This is a genomic window from Oceanobacillus sp. HCA-5259, assembly GCF_037892815.1.
Lineage (GTDB): Bacteria > Bacillota > Bacilli > Bacillales > Amphibacillaceae > Oceanobacillus > Oceanobacillus indicireducens.
Window position 1 is genome coordinate 25,009 of the sequence record NZ_JBBKBV010000026.1, and the last position, 21,151, is coordinate 46,159.

At 39.0% G+C, this 21,151-nt stretch carries 20 protein-coding genes; 6 read left to right on the plus strand and 14 right to left on the minus strand.

The genetic code is table 11. From position 1 onward, the window contains the following. Positions 1 to 23: 23 nt before the first annotated feature. The 7 genes from fsa to WKU33_RS13520 all read right to left on the minus strand — a co-directional run bounded on the left by fsa (position 24) and on the right by WKU33_RS13520 (position 6,824). Positions 24 to 668, minus strand: coding sequence for a fructose-6-phosphate aldolase (gene fsa, locus WKU33_RS13490; RefSeq protein WP_340455121.1), 645 nt, complete (start codon positions 666 to 668; stop codon positions 24 to 26). A gap of 28 nt (positions 669 to 696) precedes the next feature. Next, on the minus strand, positions 697 to 1,644 hold the full coding sequence (gene glpX / locus WKU33_RS13495) for a class II fructose-bisphosphatase (RefSeq protein ID WP_340455123.1): 948 nt from the start codon (positions 1,642 to 1,644) through the stop codon (positions 697 to 699). Between the two features lie 24 nt (positions 1,645 to 1,668). After that, entirely contained in the window at positions 1,669 to 2,160 is a 492-nt protein-coding gene (gene rpiB, locus WKU33_RS13500; RefSeq protein WP_340455125.1) for a ribose 5-phosphate isomerase B, read from the minus strand. Between the two features lie 233 nt (positions 2,161 to 2,393). Further along, on the minus strand, positions 2,394 to 3,050 hold the full coding sequence (gene dhaL, locus WKU33_RS13505; protein ID WP_340455126.1) for a dihydroxyacetone kinase subunit DhaL: 657 nt from the start codon (positions 3,048 to 3,050) through the stop codon (positions 2,394 to 2,396). Between the two features lie 18 nt (positions 3,051 to 3,068). Beyond that, positions 3,069 to 4,073 carry a dihydroxyacetone kinase subunit DhaK gene (locus tag WKU33_RS13510; protein WP_336252412.1) on the minus strand — a complete coding sequence of 335 codons (1,005 nt, stop codon included), beginning with the start codon at positions 4,071 to 4,073 and terminating at the stop codon, positions 3,069 to 3,071. Positions 4,074 to 4,391: 318 nt separating this feature from the next. Continuing rightward, positions 4,392 to 5,684, minus strand: a complete 1,293-nt coding sequence (locus tag WKU33_RS13515) for an MFS transporter (RefSeq protein WP_336252413.1) — start codon at positions 5,682 to 5,684, stop codon at positions 4,392 to 4,394. Between the two features lie 30 nt (positions 5,685 to 5,714). After that, complete coding sequence (locus WKU33_RS13520) at positions 5,715 to 6,824, minus strand: MDR/zinc-dependent alcohol dehydrogenase-like family protein (RefSeq protein ID WP_336252414.1); 1,110 nt, start codon at positions 6,822 to 6,824, stop codon at positions 5,715 to 5,717. Between the two features lie 284 nt (positions 6,825 to 7,108). On the opposite strand from WKU33_RS13520, the gene WKU33_RS13525 reads away from it, so the two are divergent. The 3 genes from WKU33_RS13525 (at position 7,109) to WKU33_RS13535 (ending at position 9,522) form a co-directional block, all read left to right on the plus strand. Beyond that, positions 7,109 to 7,873, plus strand: coding sequence for a DeoR/GlpR family DNA-binding transcription regulator (locus WKU33_RS13525; RefSeq protein WP_336252415.1), 765 nt, complete (start codon positions 7,109 to 7,111; stop codon positions 7,871 to 7,873). A 75-nt stretch (positions 7,874 to 7,948) separates the two neighbouring features. Beyond that, positions 7,949 to 8,716, plus strand: a complete 768-nt coding sequence (locus tag WKU33_RS13530) for an SDR family oxidoreductase (protein ID WP_336252416.1) — start codon at positions 7,949 to 7,951, stop codon at positions 8,714 to 8,716. A 440-nt stretch (positions 8,717 to 9,156) separates the two neighbouring features. Then, positions 9,157 to 9,522, plus strand: a complete 366-nt coding sequence (locus tag WKU33_RS13535) for a riboflavin kinase (RefSeq protein ID WP_336252417.1) — start codon at positions 9,157 to 9,159, stop codon at positions 9,520 to 9,522. 372 nt (positions 9,523 to 9,894) lie between these two features. Here WKU33_RS13535 and WKU33_RS13540 read toward each other — a convergent pair whose 3' ends face one another. The 3 genes from WKU33_RS13540 to WKU33_RS13550 all read right to left on the minus strand — a co-directional run bounded on the left by WKU33_RS13540 (position 9,895) and on the right by WKU33_RS13550 (position 12,914). Continuing rightward, entirely contained in the window at positions 9,895 to 11,814 is a 1,920-nt protein-coding gene (locus tag WKU33_RS13540) for an SEC-C metal-binding domain-containing protein (protein WP_340455129.1), read from the minus strand. Positions 11,815 to 11,917: 103 nt separating this feature from the next. Continuing rightward, a complete protein-coding gene (locus WKU33_RS13545) occupies positions 11,918 to 12,292 on the minus strand; it encodes an RQC-minor-1 family DNA-binding protein (RefSeq protein WP_340455131.1) in 375 nt (124 codons plus the stop codon). 100 nt (positions 12,293 to 12,392) lie between these two features. After that, on the minus strand, positions 12,393 to 12,914 hold the full coding sequence (locus WKU33_RS13550; protein ID WP_340455133.1) for a Uma2 family endonuclease: 522 nt from the start codon (positions 12,912 to 12,914) through the stop codon (positions 12,393 to 12,395). A gap of 363 nt (positions 12,915 to 13,277) precedes the next feature. On the opposite strand from WKU33_RS13550, the gene WKU33_RS13555 reads away from it, so the two are divergent. The 3 genes from WKU33_RS13555 (at position 13,278) to WKU33_RS13565 (ending at position 16,297) form a co-directional block, all read left to right on the plus strand. Beyond that, a complete protein-coding gene (locus WKU33_RS13555) occupies positions 13,278 to 13,859 on the plus strand; it encodes a Uma2 family endonuclease (RefSeq protein WP_340455134.1) in 582 nt (193 codons plus the stop codon). A 492-nt stretch (positions 13,860 to 14,351) separates the two neighbouring features. Continuing rightward, positions 14,352 to 15,095: a spr1630 family ClpXP-sensitive toxin gene (locus tag WKU33_RS13560; protein WP_340455135.1), complete on the plus strand. Its 744-nt coding sequence runs from the start codon at positions 14,352 to 14,354 to the stop codon at positions 15,093 to 15,095. Between the two features lie 17 nt (positions 15,096 to 15,112). Further along, positions 15,113 to 16,297, plus strand: coding sequence for a spr1629 family repressor/antitoxin (locus WKU33_RS13565; protein WP_340455137.1), 1,185 nt, complete (start codon positions 15,113 to 15,115; stop codon positions 16,295 to 16,297). 416 nt (positions 16,298 to 16,713) lie between these two features. Here WKU33_RS13565 and WKU33_RS13570 read toward each other — a convergent pair whose 3' ends face one another. The 4 genes from WKU33_RS13570 to WKU33_RS13585 all read right to left on the minus strand — a co-directional run bounded on the left by WKU33_RS13570 (position 16,714) and on the right by WKU33_RS13585 (position 20,597). After that, complete coding sequence (locus tag WKU33_RS13570; protein WP_336252424.1) at positions 16,714 to 17,574, minus strand: hypothetical protein; 861 nt, start codon at positions 17,572 to 17,574, stop codon at positions 16,714 to 16,716. Between the two features lie 197 nt (positions 17,575 to 17,771). Then, a complete protein-coding gene (locus tag WKU33_RS13575) occupies positions 17,772 to 18,695 on the minus strand; it encodes a catalase family peroxidase (RefSeq protein ID WP_340455139.1) in 924 nt (307 codons plus the stop codon). 41 nt (positions 18,696 to 18,736) lie between these two features. After that, positions 18,737 to 19,246: a hypothetical protein gene (locus WKU33_RS13580; RefSeq protein ID WP_156857565.1), complete on the minus strand. Its 510-nt coding sequence runs from the start codon at positions 19,244 to 19,246 to the stop codon at positions 18,737 to 18,739. Between the two features lie 25 nt (positions 19,247 to 19,271). After that, positions 19,272 to 20,597 (minus strand): Dyp-type peroxidase, encoded by a 1,326-nt coding sequence (locus WKU33_RS13585; protein WP_336252426.1) that lies wholly within the window; start codon positions 20,595 to 20,597, stop codon positions 19,272 to 19,274. Positions 20,598 to 21,151 lie beyond the last annotated feature (554 nt).

The following is a 21,151-nucleotide window of genomic DNA, read 5'->3' on the forward strand; positions in this document are numbered from 1 at the left end:
TCCCTTTCAATTATAGCTAGTGCTTATTTTGGAATACTTTCCCAATCAGCTAAGAATTGCTCAATTCCGTTATCCGTTAATGGATGCTTCCATAATTTCGGTAATAGGGAACCGGGGATCGTCGCAATATCTGCTCCAGCAATTGCTGCTTTTTCCAAGTGATTAATCGTCCGGATACTTGCTGTAATGATCTTTGTATTGAAATGATAATTCTGAAGCGTTGTTTTCAGGTTCTGAATCAATTCCAGTCCATCTTCACCAATATCATCGATTCTACCGACAAATGGACTAACATACGTTGCACCCGCTTTTGCCGCCATCAGTCCTTGGGATACGGAAAAAATGAGCGTAACATTCGTCTTAATACCTTCCTTAGAAAGAATATTAACCGCTTCTAATCCAGCCTCCGTCATCGGGATTTTCACAACGACGTTTGATGCCCATGTTGCGATATCACGCGCTTCAGCCACCATCTCCTCCACAGTAAGTCCGATAACTTCAGCACTAACCGGGCCATCCACAAGCTCACAAATCTCTTTAATCGTTTCTTTAAAATCTCTATTCTCCTTTGCAATAATGGAAGGATTTGTTGTAACACCGTCCACTAATCCCAATCGATTAATTCGTTTGATCTCTTCAATATTTGCTGTGTCTAAATAGAAATCCATTAAAAAAACCTCCTCAGATTTTACTGTGCTAGACCGTTGCTTTCACTGGATAAACACTTTTCACATATCTCACTTGTTTTTCTCTGCCATTTACGAGAATAGAAGAAATGTGATGGTTGCCAGCGATTGTTTCAATACCGTCGATGATAATATTATCGGTGATTCCAGTAGCTGCAAACAGACAATCATCTGTGCGCACTAAATCATCCAGCGTTAAAACGCTTTCGAAATTGTTGATCCCCATTTCTATGCATCTAGCAATTTCTTCTTTATTGCGTGGTAGGAGTTTTGCTTGCATCTCTCCCCCCATACAACGCGCGGCAACTGCTCCCAGCACTCCTTCAGGGGCACCGCCAATTCCAAGGAACATGTCGACACCTAAACTTTCAATGCAAGTGGCAATGGCATAAATGACGTCACCATCATGAAACAAACGTACTTTAGCACCTGTTTCTCGAATTCGTTCAATATATTCCTCATGTCTCGGCCGGTCTTGTATCAGAACATTTAGCTCTGTTACTTCTTTTCCAAGCGCCTTTGCGATATTTTTAATATTTTCTTCGATTGGTGCATCTAAATTAATATGCCCTTTCGCCTTTGGTCCGACAGCCATCTTCTTCATATACATATCAGGAGCGTGGAGCAGTGTCCCTTTCTCAGCCGCTGCGATTACTGTAATCGCGTTTCCTTGTCCATTAACAGTTGGTGTTGTTCCTTCAATCGGATCTACTGCAATATCGACCTCGTGACTGCCACCTCTTCCAAGCTCTTCACCGATAAAGAGCATCGGGGCTTCGTCGATCTCGCCTTCACCAATTACAATCTTGCTGTGCATTTTCATTTTATTCAAGGTTTCCCGCATCGCATTGGTTGCAGCTCCGTCAGCCGCGATTTTGTCTCCACTACCAACCCACGGCAAAGCGGCGATTGCAGCTGATTCAGTTACTTTTAAAAAATCCAATAATAATGATTGCATGCTTATTCTCCTCGATTCGCATGTTTAGTTAACTGCACAATTACTTCCAGCTACCGCTTCTTTAAAATTTTCCCCTACGAACTCCGCTTCTTTTTCGATAATCTTATCTACTTTTTGTTTGGAACCTTTCGCCCACGCTACGTTCAAGTAAGCTTCAACAACTTTCTTTGCAACTTCTGGTCCAATAATTTGTGATCCCATTGTTAGAATTTGTGCGTTATTACTTAATTGTGCTCTTTCTGCTGAATAAACATCATGAGCAAGTCCCGCGCGGATTCCTGGATATTTATTTGCTGCAATACATACACCAATACCAGTTCCACAAACTAAAATACCTCTTTCCGCTTTTCCTTCACTGATTGTCTCTGCTACTTTAAAAGCTACGTCTGGATAATCTACTGCATCTTCGGAGTAGCAGCCGAAGTCGATTACCTCGTGCTCTGTATTTGCTAAAAACTCTTTAATTGTTTCTTTTAATTGAAATGCGTTGTGGTCACTGCCGATTGCGATTTTCATTTTTACATTCCTCCATATTCACACACTTACTTTCACTTACTTTCATTTTAATATACATCTTATCGTTTATCAAGTTATATATTTTTATTTTCATTTATTTACTTTCGCTTGGTTTCGTATTTAGTGTTTTTTCGATAAAAAAGAACCAGAAATAACACCTCTGGTTCTATTTTTTTATTTTTATAATAAAAGAAACAATAATATAAAAATGCTGTGATAACTCTTGCGCTGTCTTAAATAGCTTGTTCGGTTTTAGCTTGAACAAAGTTTAAAAAAGTAGCTAAGATCATATAGGCGGAAGTTGCGCCTGGGTCTTGGGCGCCGATAGAGCGATTTCCTAGACGGCTGGAGCGGCCTCTTTTAGAAACAAGCTCTTTCGTTGATTCCATACCAGCTTTTGCAACTGCGACAGCGTCCGTAAATGCAGGTAGAAATTCTCCAGATTCTGCAAACTTTGCTTCCAGTTCATTCGCAAATGGCTCAAGCGTATCCACCATTGTTTTATCTCCCACTTCCGCTTGACCACGCTCTTTAATACCTCTTGCAAAAGCAATCCAGAACTCCGCTAAGTCCCTATCTTCAATGACTGTTTTTCCTTTAACTGCTTTCGCACCTCTCATGAATCCTGTTGCATATAATGGACCTACAGAGGAACCAACAGCACTCAAGAATGTTTTTCCTACCGTAATGCTTACTTTTGCACAATCTTCTTCATCAACAAGCTCATTGTCAAGTTTCTCATTTACAGCTTGCCAACCGATAGACATTGTCACACCATGGTCTCCATCACCGATCTTACGGTCAAGTTCACAAAGGTAGTCTTTCTGTTCCTCCATCATACTAACAATCTCTTTATAATAAGCTTTTAATTCTTTAGCTGTTAATTGCATTTCGAAAACTCCTTTTCCTTATTTTTGAACAAACATTGGGCAATTTACTGGATGATCAATTGTTTTAATCAATTCATCGTCTAATTTCATTAATGTAATAGACGCTCCACCCATTTCAAGGGATGTAATGTAATCTCCAACATAAGAACGGTATATTTCAATACCTAATCCACTTAGCATTTGTTCAACTTTGCGAAACATTGTATATAGTTCCATTCTCGATGTAGAACCAAGACCATTTACTAAAACCGCAACTTTGTCACCACTATTAATTTCAATATCTGCTAAAATATCATTAACTAAGCGTTCAGTAACCTCGTCTGCCGATTGAAGTGGACCTTTTTCTACTCCGGGCTCTCCGTGGTGCCCTAATCCAATTTCCATTTCATCATCACCAATTTCAAAGCTTGGCTCTCCAGTTTGCGGTAACGAACAAGGAGTGAGACCGACACCCATGGAGCGAATATTTTCGTTTGCTTTTTTAGCAACGCGGACAACATCTTCCAAGTTATAGCCGAAGTCAGCAGCTGCCCCTGTCGCTTTAAAAATGAAAAACTCACCAGCAATTCCGCGCCGTTTCTCTTTCTCTTCTTTAGGGGCTGATGCGACGTCATCTGTCGCTAAAGCCATACCAACTTCAATGTCTTCTTCTAAGTCCGCCATTTCAGCAGCCATACCGAAGTTCATCACGTCACCTGCATAGTTTCCGTATAGATAAACAACTCCAGCGCCTTTATCAATTGCTTTCGTAACTTCTAAGATTGGATCTGGAGAAGGCGATGCAAAAATGTTACCAACCGCTACACCATCAGCCATTCCTTCACCAACATAACCTAAGAATCCAGGCTCATGTCCAGAACCACCACCGATTAGAACTCCAACTTTCCCTTCCCGTGTTTCCTTCGCAGTCACTAGTGCTCTATCATTTTCTGGTAACTGTTTGATCAAGTCGGGATGCGCTTTGACATATCCTTCCACCATTTCTTCAACAACATATCTAGAATCATTCATTAACTTTTTCATATTAATGCACTCCTTGCTTGTTATTTATTTACTCAATCAACTAACTATTCATTATATCAAACGATGAAGCGTTTTCCGCTAGAAATATCAAGTCTTCAATAGATCTTCATTTATTTTTTACTTTTTAAACAACAATATTAACAGTCTGTAATCCCCCTCCTCTAAACAGGAGGGAAACCCAATATGTGAAGGGTGGAGATAAACAATCCGTAAATCCCTGATTCTGTTCAACTAACATTTAGTGGGAAGGTAATGATCCTCCCCACTGAATGAAGTTTCACTTTAGCAGAGCCCCCCACAGCTATAAGGGTAATTCTATTATATCGCCGAATGTACCTCTGCTTTTACCTTTTCTTTTTTCTTTTCTTCGTTTGGAAGCTTTAAGAATCTTGTTAAGACAGCTGCGATGAAGTATAGTCCAGCCAGGATCCACACTAATCCTTGAGGACCGGCCAAGTCGAAGAATAATGCTACAAGTGCAGGACCAACGAATACACATAGACCTGCTCCAAGGTTTAGAATCGACATGGCGGCACCTTTGTCCCCGTCACCAACTAATGATGGTGTTAATGCAGATAGTGGTACGAAACCAGCGATACATGCCCCCCATAGCATTCCCACAATTGCTACAAGTGTTACGTTACCGGCAAAAATTTGCGGTGTATAGAATAGCATGAGTGTGAAGACTCCACAACCAACTGCCCCGAACCATGTGACTGTATTTCTCCACCCTAACTTGTCTCCTAGATAACCAAAGATTAAGTTGAATGCGATATTCGAAATAAATATCGTACCCCAAATATTTAACCAAACTGTTGTTGCGATCCCATGATCCGCTAAATATAACGGCAAGAATAATGGAAATGCATATTGTGATGATTGGTTAATAACGCGAACAACACCTGCAATCGCAACTTTTGGCTCTCTTTTTAAGATAGTAATTCCGTTTATCAGTTCTTTAACCTTAGATGCTGCTCCACTTCTTTCTTCTTTCTCAGGCATTTCAAATTTATCTCGGTTAACTATTATTGCAAAGAACGCTCCAATCAATACCCAAATAAGCGCACTCCATAATGTAGTGATATGGCCAAATGTTTGAATTGACCAGCTAGAGTAGAAGGCACCGAGTACACTTAATCCTCCTGTAAACACAAACCAGAACCAACCAACTGCTCGTCCTAACTGATGCGGTGGTGTCCGGTATGTAATCCAGACTAGGAAGGCATAAGCAAATAACGGATAACCAAATCCTCTTATCGCGTAAGTTGGAATCATTAATCCATAATTTAAGGTAGAAACAGCAAGTCCAACAAACAATACATGTCCAATAATATAAGCTGCTACCCCTAACATCATCGTTTTTCTTGGTCCAATCGCTTCAACTAGTACACCTGAAAGCCAAGCACCAATAGCAATCGTTACACCATAAGCCGTTGTGAGTGTTGCCGTTTGCTGAACGGTAAGCCCTTGTTCTACAAGATACGGACTGAGCCAAGCAAGTTCTAACCCATCTCCCATCATGAAGATAAGTACACCAAAGTACCCCCATGCTAAGTGCGCCGGCATTCCCATTCTATCAAGCAAAGTTCCTTTTTGCCCTAAATCCGTCATCTTTGCATGCCATCCCTTCTCCCTTGAATTTTAAGGTTTTAAAATGATTTTTAATGATTTATCGCCTTTTGCCATTAGTTCAAAGCCTTCTTCAAAATCTTCTAATCCCAACTCATGTGTAACTACACCTTCAGTGGGGAAGTCACCATTTGCAATTCCTTCAATGACAAGCGGATAGCAATACGGGCCTAAGTGCGAACCTAAAACGTCTAGTTCTTTACGGTCACCAATAATACTCCAGTCCACTGTTACCGGCTCCGCAAATACACTAAACTCTACAAAGCGGCCAAGTTTTCTAATTGCGTGAAGTCCTTGTTCAACAGAAGACGGATGCCCTGTTGCTTCAATATAAACATCACAGCCATACCCTTCCGTCATATCTTGAATTTCTTTAACAACATCAACTTCACCTGGGTTTAATACAACATCAGCACCAAATTTTTTCGCTAATTCTAGTCGATCTTCTTTCATATCTAGTACAACAAGTTTGCTAGGACCTGACTTTTTAAGTGCACCGATCATCCCTAGACCGAGTGTACCTGCACCTGACAACACAACAACATCGCCAAGTTGTACTTGTGCACGCTGTACCGCATGAAGACTGCATGCATACGGCTCAATCAGAATAGCTTTTTCTAAAGGAAGATCTTCCGGAACTTTATAGTTGATCGCTTCTTTTGTAAATTTCATATATTCAGCCATGCCACCGTTTACATTGTTTTGGAATCCATAAAGGTCATGTTTCTGGCACATCCAATATTCTCCTCTTTTACAGAAACGGCAGTCCCAACAAGGAACAATCTGTTCAGAAATTACTCGGTCACCAATTTCAAAATCAGTTACTGCATCACCTTTCGCTACAATTCTTCCAATAAATTCATGTCCGGGAACCATTGGCGCTTTAATATAAGCCGGTTGATTTTCGTCGCCCCAGAAGCTCGGTGCACCTTCAAACGCTTTCACATCACCAGCACAAATTCCACAAGCTTCTAGCTTAATAATAATTTCTTCATCATTTTCTAAAGTCGGAGTTGCTACTTCTTCATATCGATAATCTTTTGGAGCATATGCCACGACAGCCTTCATCATTTCAGGGATCTCTTGATTTTTTACTTGGCTTTTCTCTACTGTATCCGTCATTTTCCATTCTCCTTTAATAGATTAATATTTTTGTAAAAAGTGATTCAATCACCGAAAACTAAAAGGCAATTTTCGTTGATTGAATTGGAATCGGTTACATCTCAATTTATATATTATCATTGTTTTTCGTTTTGTCAATATTATTATTGAATATTTTCGCGTATTTTCATTAACTTCATATAAATCGCTATCTCAACAATAAAAGAAAGTGATTTTGCACGTTGATTAATTTCACTTTTTCGTCTAACATAAGAGATAATATAAAGTATAAGGATGTTATAGAAATGAAAATGTTTGCAAGTGAAAGAAGAGATAAAATTTTGCAGCTCTTACAGGATAAAGGGAGAGTAACCGTCAAGGAGCTTGCATCACATTTGGATGTATCAGAAGCTACATTAAGAACAGATCTAACCAAAATGGAATTAAGCGGCCTTCTAAAAAGAACTCATGGTGGGGCAGTTTTAAATGATGGCTCTGATAACGATCGAAGCTTCTCTGTTCGTGAAAAGAAAAACATTCAAGAGAAAATGAAAATAGCTGAAAAGGCTTTTGAGTTAATCGAAGACCAACAATGTATTTTACTCGATGCAAGTTCAACCGCTTTGGCATTAGCTCGCAAAATTAATGAAAGCTCCATGCGATTAACTGTTGTAACGAGTGGAATTCAATCCGCTCTAGAACTAAAGGATAACCCAGCGATAACCGTTATTCTTGTAGGTGGTGTCGTTACAAACGGTTCTACCTCCATTGAAGGAAAACTTGGAGTAAGCATCTTGGATCATGTGAATATTGATATCATGTTTACTTCTGCAAGTGGGTATACCGTCGAGAATGGATTAACAGACTTCAATTTATATGAAGTGGAATTAAAGAGAGAAATGGTTAAGCGTTCAAAAAAGGTAGTTGCAATTATCGACTACTCCAAAATAGGGAAAACGTCAAGTTCGGTTTTTGCTACTACGGATGAAATTGATGTATTAATTTCGGAAGAACAAATTAGTGCGGCTATGCTGGAGAGCTTACAAGATAATAACATTACAGTTATGTAATTGTTGTTCATTTTTCTCACCCTTTTGGTAATCGCTTACTTAATGAATTAATAAATTTAGGAATGAGGGATTGGAATGGGATTTCAAGGATTTGATAAAAACTTTAATATTACAGATAGAGTTGCAGTAATAACAGGTGGAGCTAGCGGAATCGGCAAAGCCATCGCGGACTTATATGTAGAAAAAGGTGCCAATGTTGCTATTTTAGACTTGAAAGAAGACGTCATGGAGGCAGCGAAGGAAATTAGCGATGAGCATGCAATCGGTGTAAAATGTGATATTACGAATGATGAAAGTATGGATCAGGCTGTTTCGAAAGTAAGAGAAGTATTCGGTAGAATTGATATTCTCGTAAACTGTGCTGGAGTTGCACTATTAGACGATGCAGAAAATATTTCTGATAGTTATTGGCAAAAAACGATTGATTTAAATTTAACGGGTTCATTCAAGATGTGTCAGAAGATCGGGAATGTCATGATCGAACAGGGTAACGGAGGGAAGATGATCAACTTAGCTTCCCAGGCAGCAATTATTGCTCTCGATAATCATGTTGCTTATGGTGCAAGTAAAGCGGGAATTGTAGGAATGACGAAAGTGCTTGCACTTGAATGGGCACAATATGGAATTAATGTTAACGCAATCTCCCCTACTGTAGTTTTGACTGAACTCGGTCAAAAAGCATGGGCTGGTGAAAAAGGAGAAAAAGCGAAAAAAGAAATACCACTCGGACGCTTCGGCTACCCTGAAGAAGTCGCAGCAATTGCTCTATTCCTCGCAAGTGATGCCACAAACCTAATCACAGGCGAAAACATAGTCATTGACGGTGGAAACACTATCAAATAAAAAAAGAGACTTGAGGGTCAGTGCTCACACCCCATTTTTTAGGGACAAGTACGCTGACCCTAAGATCTCTACAGCACTAACTATCAATAATACTCAAAGGCCTAAATTCCTACATTCTATTTTCTGCTGGTATTTTAGGAATTTACTGTCCATGCCAAGAAACGATTCTTAATTCAGTAGTTTTCTTCCCTTTTTGTTAAATAATGATGTAAAAAGTTAATGTTAATAACGGATTAGCAGAGGGTAAAATAATGTATATAATCTGGAGTTTCAGTACTTGTTACCATTTTTGAGATTAAAAAATATGGATTATAATAAAATGCAAATTGCTCTTCATCCTCTCACTCATGAAAGCCCTTGCAATTACGAGCAATTTTTTATATAATAATACTAAGTGATACGCTTCACAAATAGTAAAAACATGAAAAGGAGGTCATGACATGAACAAAGCTGATCCAACAGTTGCTTGTCTGTATCAAACACAAGGAACCATTTCACAGGAAAATATTCGTTCTAAGTTTTTAGATTACCAAATTGCGGACATAAATATCCATCCGGATATCCCATTACCTACAACAGGTTACCATCCAATTTCGATAAAAATTTCTGGTAAATGGTATGAAGCAGTTGCTTCGATTGTAACTATACCAGCGAAGGAAAACCATAAAAAAGTGAAAGTATATATTCGTAATTTTGAGCAGCAACTTCAAGCTTGTAACGTCTTAATCTCTTGGAATAATTATGTTATTCCTTCAACAAAACAAAAACGACGAGACGATGCGTTGCCGGCAGCTATAAGTTTGTAATACGCCTTACAACTACTTGTTATAACTCTTTGATCTTTTACTCCGTTTTACTACTTCTAGGTAAACATGTGAAAGTATCTTTGTTTAAGTTTGCCTATATACACGCACGCTACTCAACATTTCACACATCACTTAGCTAACACCCATTGGCTGCCCGACGCTTTAAGGTATGATGTTATATGTCGTCACTCCATACAGCCGAGGTTCACACCAACTAGATACCCACCCTCAATAGCAGATTTTATCCTTGAATGTAGAGCAGTAAAAAAACAAGCAGAATAATCCTCCTCGTCGGATGATTATTCTGCTTGTATAAAATAACGTGAGCGGGATTATCTAAGTTCCATGATCTTCTCCACTGAACAAAGTAGACTACATTTTTTTAATCGCTTCAATCAGCTCCCCAGCTTGTTGCCACAAGGCAATGTTATCCAGAACATAGGCATTCGCTTCCATGTCTTGGATATTTGCCACTTTGTCTCTCTTCGTCCGAAGCTTTGTTTGACCAGTTAAAAAATATTTGACAAACGGGTTCTGCTTCATTGCTTGTTTCAATAGTTTCTTTGTTTTTGCTGTGATTCCATCCCGGAAATAATGCAGCAACACATTGTTGAAAGCAAATTCTACAGACTCATCATCCTTATATTCAGTGACTAGCTTCCTAGCAGATTCATAATCTCCAAGTTCAAGATATAATCGCAATAGATAATATCTGATTCCCTGATTATCATTTGGGTTTAATTCAAGTAATTGTTCATAATGCTCTTGAGCTTTCGTCTTATCGCCATATTCATCAAGGAACATAGCAAGTCCTGCCTTTGCCCTCATAAAGGGACGAGTTTCCGTAATTCCCCAGAAATGTCCTTTATCTTCATGAAAATATTCTTTATCTAACTCTTTTTCAGCAAGTGAGAGCGCATAATAATAAAGCTGATATTTTTCATTGGTTGAGCTTGTATCTTCCGCTTTCATTAAATATGCATCGGAAAAATCCGGATCAATTGCTAACGCTTCGTCAATAAGTTTCTTCCGGCCCTTTCCGCTCGTTTGAATTGCTTCAGCCAGTTTTTCTTCGGCGAGATCTCTAGGTGTCTCTAAAATAGGATCAAATAACCCAACACTTTCCAGCAACTGATCAACAAAGGCCTCCGCTTCTTCTTCTGATTCAAACTCCTGTTCCTCTAGAAGGCTTTCAACTTCATCCATAAAACTCTCCATTATTTCTGGATCCAGAAGGTCGTCCAGATCATGAGGTAAGTCCGCTTTTATGTTCTCCGCTGCTTCAGTGATCTGTTCTTCTAATAGCTCTTTCAATTTCTTTGCATTTTTAGATAATGTCGTAACACTTATCCCGTACTCTTCCGCCAATTCCTTTTGGCTATCCAATTCAATCCCAAGAATTTCACGCTGAATAACATACTCTAATGCCCCAGCATAAGATCCTACCTTTGTAAACATGGGCTGTTCCAATTCTGTAAAGTACTTCCAGAGTACTATCCCAGTTGAAATCACATTTTGAGGTGCTTTCTTTTGTTCCATATGTCTTGCGAAAAGCTCTGCAACCATTTCATAGGGTGGATAATCCCATTCGAGCTCACCGGTAACTGTTTCAAATTCAATGGATGCAGCTAATATATCAGGGTAGTTATTTATGATTTCCTCCTCGCTCCATGTTTGGATCATTTCCAGAGCTTCTGGAGTCGTATCGGTGAATTCTGGTATCATCATAAAGAAATCATACAACTGAATATAAGGAAGCAAGAAGCCCATTAGATAACTTCCCTCTAAAAAATCTCTTTCTTCAGCCCCTGCTCCTATAAGCTTGTACGTTTCTTGAGAACGCAAATCTTTAATTTCTATTTCGTCTTCTGTATTCGAGAGTACCTCATAAATCGAAGGAACCGTTCCCGACCATGATGCAAAAGTTCTCCTTACCCTTTCATTACTAATTTTCCACTTTTGTTCCATATAATATAAATCAAAGATCGTTTTATCATTTTGTATTGGTGCATGGAGAATAATCCAAGCACTGAGAATGGATGAAAAAACTTCTTTCTCTTCATCATCCGCTACTTGTAGTTCCTTATACTCTTCTAGTATTTCATCTAATTCTTTTTCTATAAAATATGAATAGTTCTGCGTGGCAAATTCTAATAAACCTATATGAAGGCGTTCCAATTCAGCATTATACCGTTCTGGACTAATTTCGATCACATTTGAAGCGCCATGACATTTTTTATATTTCTTGCCGCTACCACAGGGACATGGATCGTTTCTTCCGATATTCTTCATCAGCCTTCACCTCATTTTTGGGGTCTTTCTTTGTATTATGAAGATTAATTGCAGGGATTTCAAGAGATTTAGGGGAAGATAACTTGATACATTTTGAGTGCTTTCACATCAAATTCCTCAAAAACTTCACGACCATCCATTCATTTCTCCTCCTTATGGTTGCTAGTAAAAATTCATCCGCTCGCTGACTTGCTTCAATTTGCCAGCCCCGGTCCGTATATACAATCATCGGTAGCTTACCTGAATAAAATATTTCAAGAAAATCATGCTCAATCATCCAATCTACTTTTTCCGTTATCGCTGCGATTGTTTCGGATTGAAAATAACCATAGACAGGTGATTTATCCAATTCTAATTCAAGCACTTTTTTCTCGCGGGATCCCTTTAAGATTTTGGAAAGAAGATTTCTTCCACCTGTCGCGATCAGTTCATCCGCCGCTCTTAATATTGCCAGCTTTTCCTTTTTTGTTAAATTCATGACTTTCACTCCTTATTGATTGAGGTTACATCCCTGTATTCTCACACTGCAACCACAGATAAATTAGTTTAATTACAGATTGGGAAAATCCGGAATCTCATTAAAAATAGTATCCATAGAAAATGCTATATTTTGCATAGGTATCTAACTTGTCCTTTCTATCGCGTTTCATAGATGAAGGTGATAAAATCTCAACAACTAAGTCTGGACTCCCTTCAATTCCACGATTGGTAACAAATTCTGATTTCCTTGTGTGTATCAGAAGTAAGTCTGGCTGCCTTACTTCATGCTTAGAGAGAATTAAATCTATTGGCGCTACGAAGAGAATATATTCATTTTGACAGCCTTGCCTTAATTGATATGCTATCTCTTGGCTAACTAATTGATGAATGGGATGAGGCGCTGGCGTCATAGCTTGAAGTATCCCATCAGCTAATTCATACTGCACACCATCATCAGCAAGACTTGCATAATCGTCATAGGTTAGCGGCTCCTCGCGGATGACATTTTTTTTCTTTTTCGATTGCATATTTTCACATCCTTTTAGAAGATATGACGGGAAAAAAGCCTCACGTAGATAGAGGTGTATTTTAGATAGAAGTTTTAAAAGCAAATCGTTCATTATGTATTCATTGTAATGCATTCCACTTGTACCCTGCAATAAACACAGGTCCGTTGAGGGTATATTAGGTTAATAAAATTTAAGTAAAAGTGTTAGTTGGCTTACATGATGGGGTGCGAGAGATTTTTGAGAAGTATAAATGGAGATACAACCGTTGAATGTGTATGATCTGTTTCCCTTCGTTTGGTTCTTAGTGTTACAAACGCTTGAAGGATGTGGCAGGTGGCTGACCTCATAACTTTATTTATTGAAAGGCATTACAAAACAGGGTATACTGCCATTAACTATAGGCAAAGACAACTAACAATTTCAGAAATATTTGTTTCTATTTTACCGCGTCTCACATAAATTTAAGGAGCGATAATGAGTATGACATTGGATAATAAGAAACATTCCTACGCCGATTATGTTTTAGAAAAGGAAGAAACCTATGAGGTTATTGCCGGTGAGATTCTCAATATGTCCCTTCCTTCTCCTACACCAAAACATCAAGATGTCGTTGCTGAATTGACCGCTGAATTCAAAATGTTTCTTCGTGGGAAAGAATGCATAGCTTTTTCAGCTCCAATGGACGTTTGCCTATTTGCCACAGAAACAACAAAAAAAGAAAACATTTTCGACTGGGTACAGCCTGATTTATTTGTTATATGTGATCGAAAGAAAATAAAAGATACGAATATTGTCGGTGCCCCTGATTTCGTAATTGAAGTATTATCCCCTTCAACAGCCCGTATTGATCGCTGGATCAAATTCAACAGTTATGAGAAGGCGGGAGTAAAAGAATACTGGATTGTTGACCCAGCTAATATGTTTGTTGAAGTTTATAAACTGCGGGATACATCCTTTCATCAAGCGGGGATCTATGAGCAAGAGGAGAGCATAACAGTGGAAATTTTTCCTGATTTGAAAATAGATTTGAAAAATATTTTTAAGGAAAGGGTTTAGGACGGTGGATCAGGTTCCTTGTTCTATTGAGGGATAATGCAATTTTATAATAATAGTTGCTAACGACATTAGAAGAAAAATACCAAAGTTAATTAGTGTATGACCACATTCGAAAAGAAATGTAGTACCCTTCAATTTATAATATTATTTATTGAAAGACATTTCAAAACAAGGTATACTAATCTTAAGAAAGACATATAATAAGAAAAGCTCAGGTGCGTCAACACCCGAGCAGTTGCAACTACATGCCGTAAGATATACGGTGACCTATTTTAAATTGCGAATAAGTAACCGCCTTATCCTTTAACTGGGAAGAGCGGTTACTTATTTTATTGATGACAATAATTTAATACACTGTAATACATTGCATCCAACTTTGCAAAAGTAAATATTGTATATGCTATCACTTTAATTTTTCTCCACCTTTTATAGATTTACTTTAATAACATTTTTGTTTATAATAAATTTAATATAAGGGGGAGGGAGAAACCGATGGATGAGTATAAATTTACAGATGAAATGAGTGCAAGTATTGTAAAGGGAATCATGAGAGGATATAAAAGTTACTTAAATGAGCGTATTCAAAAGAAAAAAGAACTTATTATCAGCAGTGCATATGCATGGGTTCAAGGAAATCATATTGACCACTATGTAGCAATGGAGACAAAAAACTTAGGCATCAACTATATCCCCTCAAAGGCAGGTTATTCATGGGGATATTTACAATTTCAAAATATTAACGATAAAGTGCTCTTTTTAATTAAAAACGGGGCTGCAATCAAAAGGAATGTAACCAAAAAAAGAGCTAATCGGGAGGACAACTACCTCGAACAAATGGCAAGAAAATTCAATGGAAAAATCAATTTTTCCAGCAAAACAACTGTTAGTGAGCAATTAAATTTGTTTAGATTATATGATCAGATTCAAGTTGTTCCCGACTTGATTGAAAGTGAAATAGAAGAACTAGAAGACCAAATTGACCGTTTTTATGTTGTTACATATACACTTGATGAACAAAAAATGATTTCCGACATTTCCTTATGCCTCCCCCATCCAGATACTTTTAAATTGCACCGGATTGATTCATTGACGAGATTTATTGATATAATCGATATAGAATTTACGGATGAAGATTTTGCAGGAATTAGGGATGATAAAGAAATTGATACACAAATAACCATTGGTGATTATGATATAGTAGTTGAAGACAAAGATAAAGCTAGTGACACAGAATAATAAAGGAGGAATGCAACATGTTTGTTGGTGATTCCTTAACCAACATTCGATTACTCCGCGGACTATCGAGAAAACAACTAGCTGAAGAGTTAGATCTAACAGAACAGTCCATCTGGCAGTATGAAAATGGGTATATCTCCCCCAGTTTACAAGTCATTAATAAAATGAGGACATATTTCAACGTCCAGCCAAAGTATTTTTATTCAAATCTTAACCTTTCTAATGAAATAAATGAACAACAAATCGCATATCGCTCAACCGTACGTAATAGCAGGCAGAAAACAAAATCGGAAACGGTTTATTTGGAATTTCTTAATTATGTAACGAATTATTTAAGTTCTATTATTACATTTCCACCAAATCAAATAAAGGCAATAAAAGACTATGCCGTTAACTACAAAAGTAAAAACGCTGGTTATTTAGAAATGGATGAAATAATCGAGCATATCGCTTCATACGCAAGGAACTCGATTGGGTTGAGCGACCAGCACAATGAAGACCTTCTATTTTTAATTGAGAAGAGTGGAGCCTTTATTTTCGAAAAATCATTCGGGGATACTGTTGACGCATGCAGCACCTGGTCAAGCAGTGGTATTCCTTATATTATCCTTGGAAATATTAAAAAAACTGCGGTAAGACGAAACTTTGATTTAGCACATGAATTAGGACATTTGCTCTTACATTACAAAATGGACATCACTGATTTAAACAATAAAGAATATAGCACAATCGAAAAAGAAGCAAATACGTTTGCAAGACACTTTCTTTTACCAAAAGAAGAGTTCCTGAGCGATTTAAAAACAGTGAGTAAAATTTCTAATCCCGATGCCTACAGCGTTCTCAAGAAAAAGTGGAAAGTTTCAATCGCCGCTATGGCTTACCACGCTTACTCCCTTAATCAGATGACCTATCAACAATACAGATACTTTAATGCTTCATTGAACCGGAAGAATTATAAGCTGATGGAACCTCTTGATGATGAAATTGTTATAATGAAACCCGGTAAAATCAGAAGTTCGTTCGAAGCTATATTTGAAAAGGACGTACGGTCGGTGGAGGATGTATTGGGTTATTTAAAATTCGAGCTGAAGTCGTTAGCTAGTTTGCTTGATGTGGAGCAAGAGTTTTTTGAAAAGTATATGATAAAAGCGGAACATCCGAAAGTGTATGATTTTGTTGTGCAGGAGAATGGAATACTGTAAGGCTCCGATAGATGTTCTTCTATATTTGATATTCTCAATTGTGTACAACCTAATTTATTCATAATTCGCAATTGAAGGAAAAAGATTGTACAGAAGTTGAATTTAGAAAAACCCCTAAAGAGAAAAAAGGAAATTCAGAAAGATGTAAGCCGAGGGGCAAGGTGTAAAGACTTCTATCTCCGCTTTATATTTTGGTAAAGTTAGCATACCCGCCGTTGTAAATGTAAAATAATCATGAATGGAAAGTCTTGAATTGGTGTTTAATACTGAAGGACTAGCTAACCAAACTCCTAAGCATAAGAAATAACCGCCTTATCCATTGATTCGGAAAGGCGGTTATTCTTACTTTTATTGATAAAATTTCATTAGCAAGCAAGTCCTGCCAACCCTTCATATCAATCACAACTGAATATGACCTATTCGAACTTTAATAAAATCCCTGTCTTATCATCCCTCTGTTTAAAACGCGGATACATCTCGCAATCCGCATCCCATTCCTCTCGTCTTTCAACCGCTGCTACCAATGAATGAAGCCCGTGTTCAAAAACTAGCTTAGCAGTTTCCATCCATATATCCGTCTCAGTTCCATCTGTAGGTAAAAGCAATCCGTCGCTTACAAGCAGAAGATCTGTAACTTGATGAAGCGGCAGTCTGCCATAGGAAATATATTCAAGCGCTTCTTCACTGCCGTCGATGATACCGTAACCCTCGTTTGTATTAAGTTTTTCTTTATTACTGAGTAAAATAGCATTTACAGATTGTTGGATTTCTTGCTGGCTGATTGGTGGATCTTCCTCCCGAAGGCGAACCATCTCTTTAATGGCTAAATCATCAAAGTAATGGATTCCATCGTAGGTCACACTTCGAATTTCGCCAGTTTTATATCTAAGAAACATCATACAGTCAGCAGCATGCACATATTCAAGATTTTTTCTTTCTGGATGAATTTTTACTGCAGCAATTCCTGCTGTACTTCGCTGACTTTTAGGTATTTCCGTGATAACAGGGCTTGCCAGTTTTCCGATATTTGTTTCATAATAATCAACCATTTTGGTACCAAGTCTCTCATTAGCTTGTTGAATAGATTGGTAGAGACTGCTGCTTTCGGTCATTTTTGACAGACCCTCTTGTAAGGTCTGAGAAGCGAGATAGCCCGGTGCGCCAAACAGACCAGTAGCCCCGTCAATAGCCGCAAATACTTGTGCAGCTTCATTTACTACACAAGTATCCTCGTTAATTTGGCTGTCTCCTTTTTTATATACTTTTTGTATTTTCATTTTAATTTCCTTTCTGTAAGAGGCGGGTTTTTTCTTGTGTTTGTATGCGTTGTTAATTATTTAAAAATAGTCTTGTAATCACCTTTATTATAACTCAACTTTCAGTCTGAAACAGCATAAAAAACGAGCTGCCACTTTCAAATAAAGTGGTGGCTCGTTTTTATCTTGTGATCAGGCCATTAACCGTGCAATCTAAATCAGCCGTTAGTCCGTCGGTCGAGAGAGACGGCGTACGCTTCATGACGGAAATTCAGGAATGGGTCGCCGGAAAGCTCAATTCCAGAACTTACAACGGTGGGATCAAACAATAGACTCTCTGGTGTTCCAGTCTGTTTGCTGATTACGGAAAGCCGTCCGATTGAAATTTTCGTCCTTGCTTCTGGCCAAGACTTCGAAGGATCATCAATTGGATCCCCCTCCTCACCCAGCTGAATGATCAAATCAAATGAGATGGGGCCTCTTGTCAGTCGATCATCCAGTTCTTCCATCAAGTAATCATGGGATGTCTCCTTAGCTCCTCTGCTGGTGAGTGTATGCTTATCGAGCATCGGATGCCACTCGTACCGGACTGGCTGCTTCATTCCTTCTTTATTTACAAAGTAGAAAGCGTGCAGCGGATAATAGGACAGTTCCGAAAAACTGGCAGGCGGATAACTTTTTAGTTCCTTTACTTTCAGCAGAGCTTCCTTACTGTCTGGGTAGCGAGTAAGCAGATTTTTGAGTGCCATCCTTTTGTCCGTTTTATCATCGGTCAGTATTTTAATCATTTCGATAAAATCTTCCGGACTCTCAGCAGGGAAGAGAGGAATCGATACACCGATCAAATCATTGTGCCCGCCATCCGGCAAGTTGAATTTAACGGCCATCCCTTTTACTGGGGACAGAATGTCAGCTGCCGTCGGATTCGTAGAACTGTTTGAAAAACGGACAGTTGCGGACACTTCTTCTTTCTGAAAATGGGGTGCCGTCGTATAGGACACGGCATTTCCATTCGGTACAAACTTCGCGTCATACACTTGTCCTTTTGCATGCGCCCGGCGAGCCGAAGGGAATGTACCCGCTATTTTTTCAAGCGTATCGATGGCATCTTCGGTTAATGGTTTCTGTTTGTGATTAGTCATGGGGATCTCCTCTTTTATATACTTTAGGTATCAAGATGGTCTTAATAACCCTGCACGGCATCAATCAGGTCGTTGAAGGCTTTCAAGCTGCGTTCGCCGCGCCAAATGTCACGTACAGTAGAGTTAGGGTACGCACAATACCAGCCAGTAGCAGTCACTTGATGCTTGGCAATAAAGTCTTTGATTGTCGGATCATTGATTCCCGGATAATCTACAACTTCCGAAAAGAAATGGTCGAGCAGCTCCGGAATCTTCGTGCCGAAATCGTCAATATAAGCATCCCAGTCACCATCATAGGCGGTCGCGAACAACAACCGCTTGTCATCATCAAAAATCACCCAGCGCATGTCATGAACAGTTGCTATTCGGGCCATAACTTCCATTTGGTCCGGATTATTTGAAAGTTTTTTTCGCAGACGTTCAGCACCGCCTTCTTTCAAAGGAGCGATGACGGTCAGTTCTGAGACTTTACCCAGTCGCAAGCCGACCCGACCTGCAGTTTCCATCTCAATTGCTTGATTTTGTTTGTTCTCGTTGTTTTCATTTGTCATTGTTGTTAACCTCCGAAATAATAAATTATTTTTCACCCAACTCAGAAATCCATTTTAATGCAGAAATACTGGGAATAAAGAAATACGATCCTCCTTTTGTTACAGAGAAAGCAGGAATTCCGTGCATTCTTTTACGGAATGGCTCCTCCGGGATGGTATACATACCTTCTCCGGCTTTGTTGCCTGTAATAGGGTCTTCTTCAGACAGTTCAATGAAATTGCCGTCATTCAGCCAGGTTGATTTGATAAATTCATATTGGCGGGAGAGCGAGGTGCAAATCCCTGCAAAGATTAGTCCTCTGTCTTCCCCATCGTCTGCAAGCTCACCTTCAGGAAGGGGCGGACCATACATGGTAGAGCGCCGGAGCAGACGATGAATATTTACATCTGCAATTGAGTCCTCCAGACTATCCCGCGGATTAGCTCTTCTAACATGGGAGCTCAGAGGGCATTTGAGCCCTTTCGGATCGTCTTTGTACAGGAAATCATTCCGTACATTCTCGTCCAGTGCAAGTTTTGGATCGTCCTTATCCGGTGACAAGGAAAGAGGAGTTCCGCTTGGCCACCTGCCAACCATTTTTGCAGCAAGCAATTCACGCTCTTCATCAGTTTCTCCTTTTTCGTGCAAGTACGAGCGAAAGGCCGCGACCCGCAAATGAATTTTCCGCAGCGCCATATAGCTGCCATTATTCCCAAGTATGTTCGGAGTCGGACCCTCCTCGATATTCCCTTTTTCATTTTCTTTTCCGATGATGAATTCTCCCGCCTTGAGAGGGGTCTCACCTTTTAATGGCGGATGCAGCTCATTTCCTTCAATTGCCGGGTTGCTGATCCCCTCCGTAAACCCCATATGGGACAGCCCATTTTCCGGTGAACTGACGCTAAGTTCGTACAGCAGCGTAATTCCATCCAACTCATCGTATACCTTTCTCGCACGGTCCAGAGCTTCCTTCAACCGCTCCTCATCGGGTGAGAAAATAGCAATCGCTAAATGCAACCGTTCTTCTTCAAAATAATCTTCCCAGTTTTCGGGTGCACTTTCGTTGTAATCTCCCAGCTTTTCAGCTCGTGAAGACATGCCTTCCCTGAATTCAGCCGGAAAACTTTCCAAAGACTCTTTTGGAACACCGAGCTTTTCCAGACCTTTATAGGTCAAGGCACCATTAACCCAAGCCCCATCCGATGGTTTTTCCCAACGATTGGCAGAGGTGATTTCAGGAAGGAGTTTTTTTAGAACACTACGTCCGCTCTTTGGATCATCTATTTGTAAGAGTAAATACATACCAACATACTTTTCAGGGCGCTCCTGCAGTAGGATTCCTTGTATGTCATCATAGTCAAGACTCGCCATAGATCTTCTCCTCGTCGTTAATTTAGCGCGATAAAGCCTACTTTTTCGCTATGTCTTAAGTATGCCCCTGAATGCCCTTGAATATTTATTTTAAAACAAAAGAAAGAGTGAGTGGTCTGTATCAAAAGATAGGAGTTCTTAGTGTAATTTATTTCAAAAAAACATAATTGAAGTGTTCTCCCAATCAACTGTCCGTATTGATCGCTGGAATAAATTCAACAGTTATGAGAAAGTGGGAGTAAAAGAATACTGAATTGTTGACCGCTAATATGTTTGTTGAAGTTTATGAACTGTGGGATACATCAAGCAGGGATTTATGAGCAGAAGGAGAGCGTAACTACTGGAATTTTTCCTAAGCTGAACATAGATTTGAAGAATATTTTTAAGGAAAGGGTTTAGGACGGTGGATCAGGTTCCTTGACCAATTACGAACTAATGTAATTTTGTATAATAGTTGCTAACGACATTACAAAAAAATACCAAAGTTAATTAGTGTATAACCTCATTCGAAACAGAAATGTAATGCCCTTTCATTTTAAAATACTATTTATTTA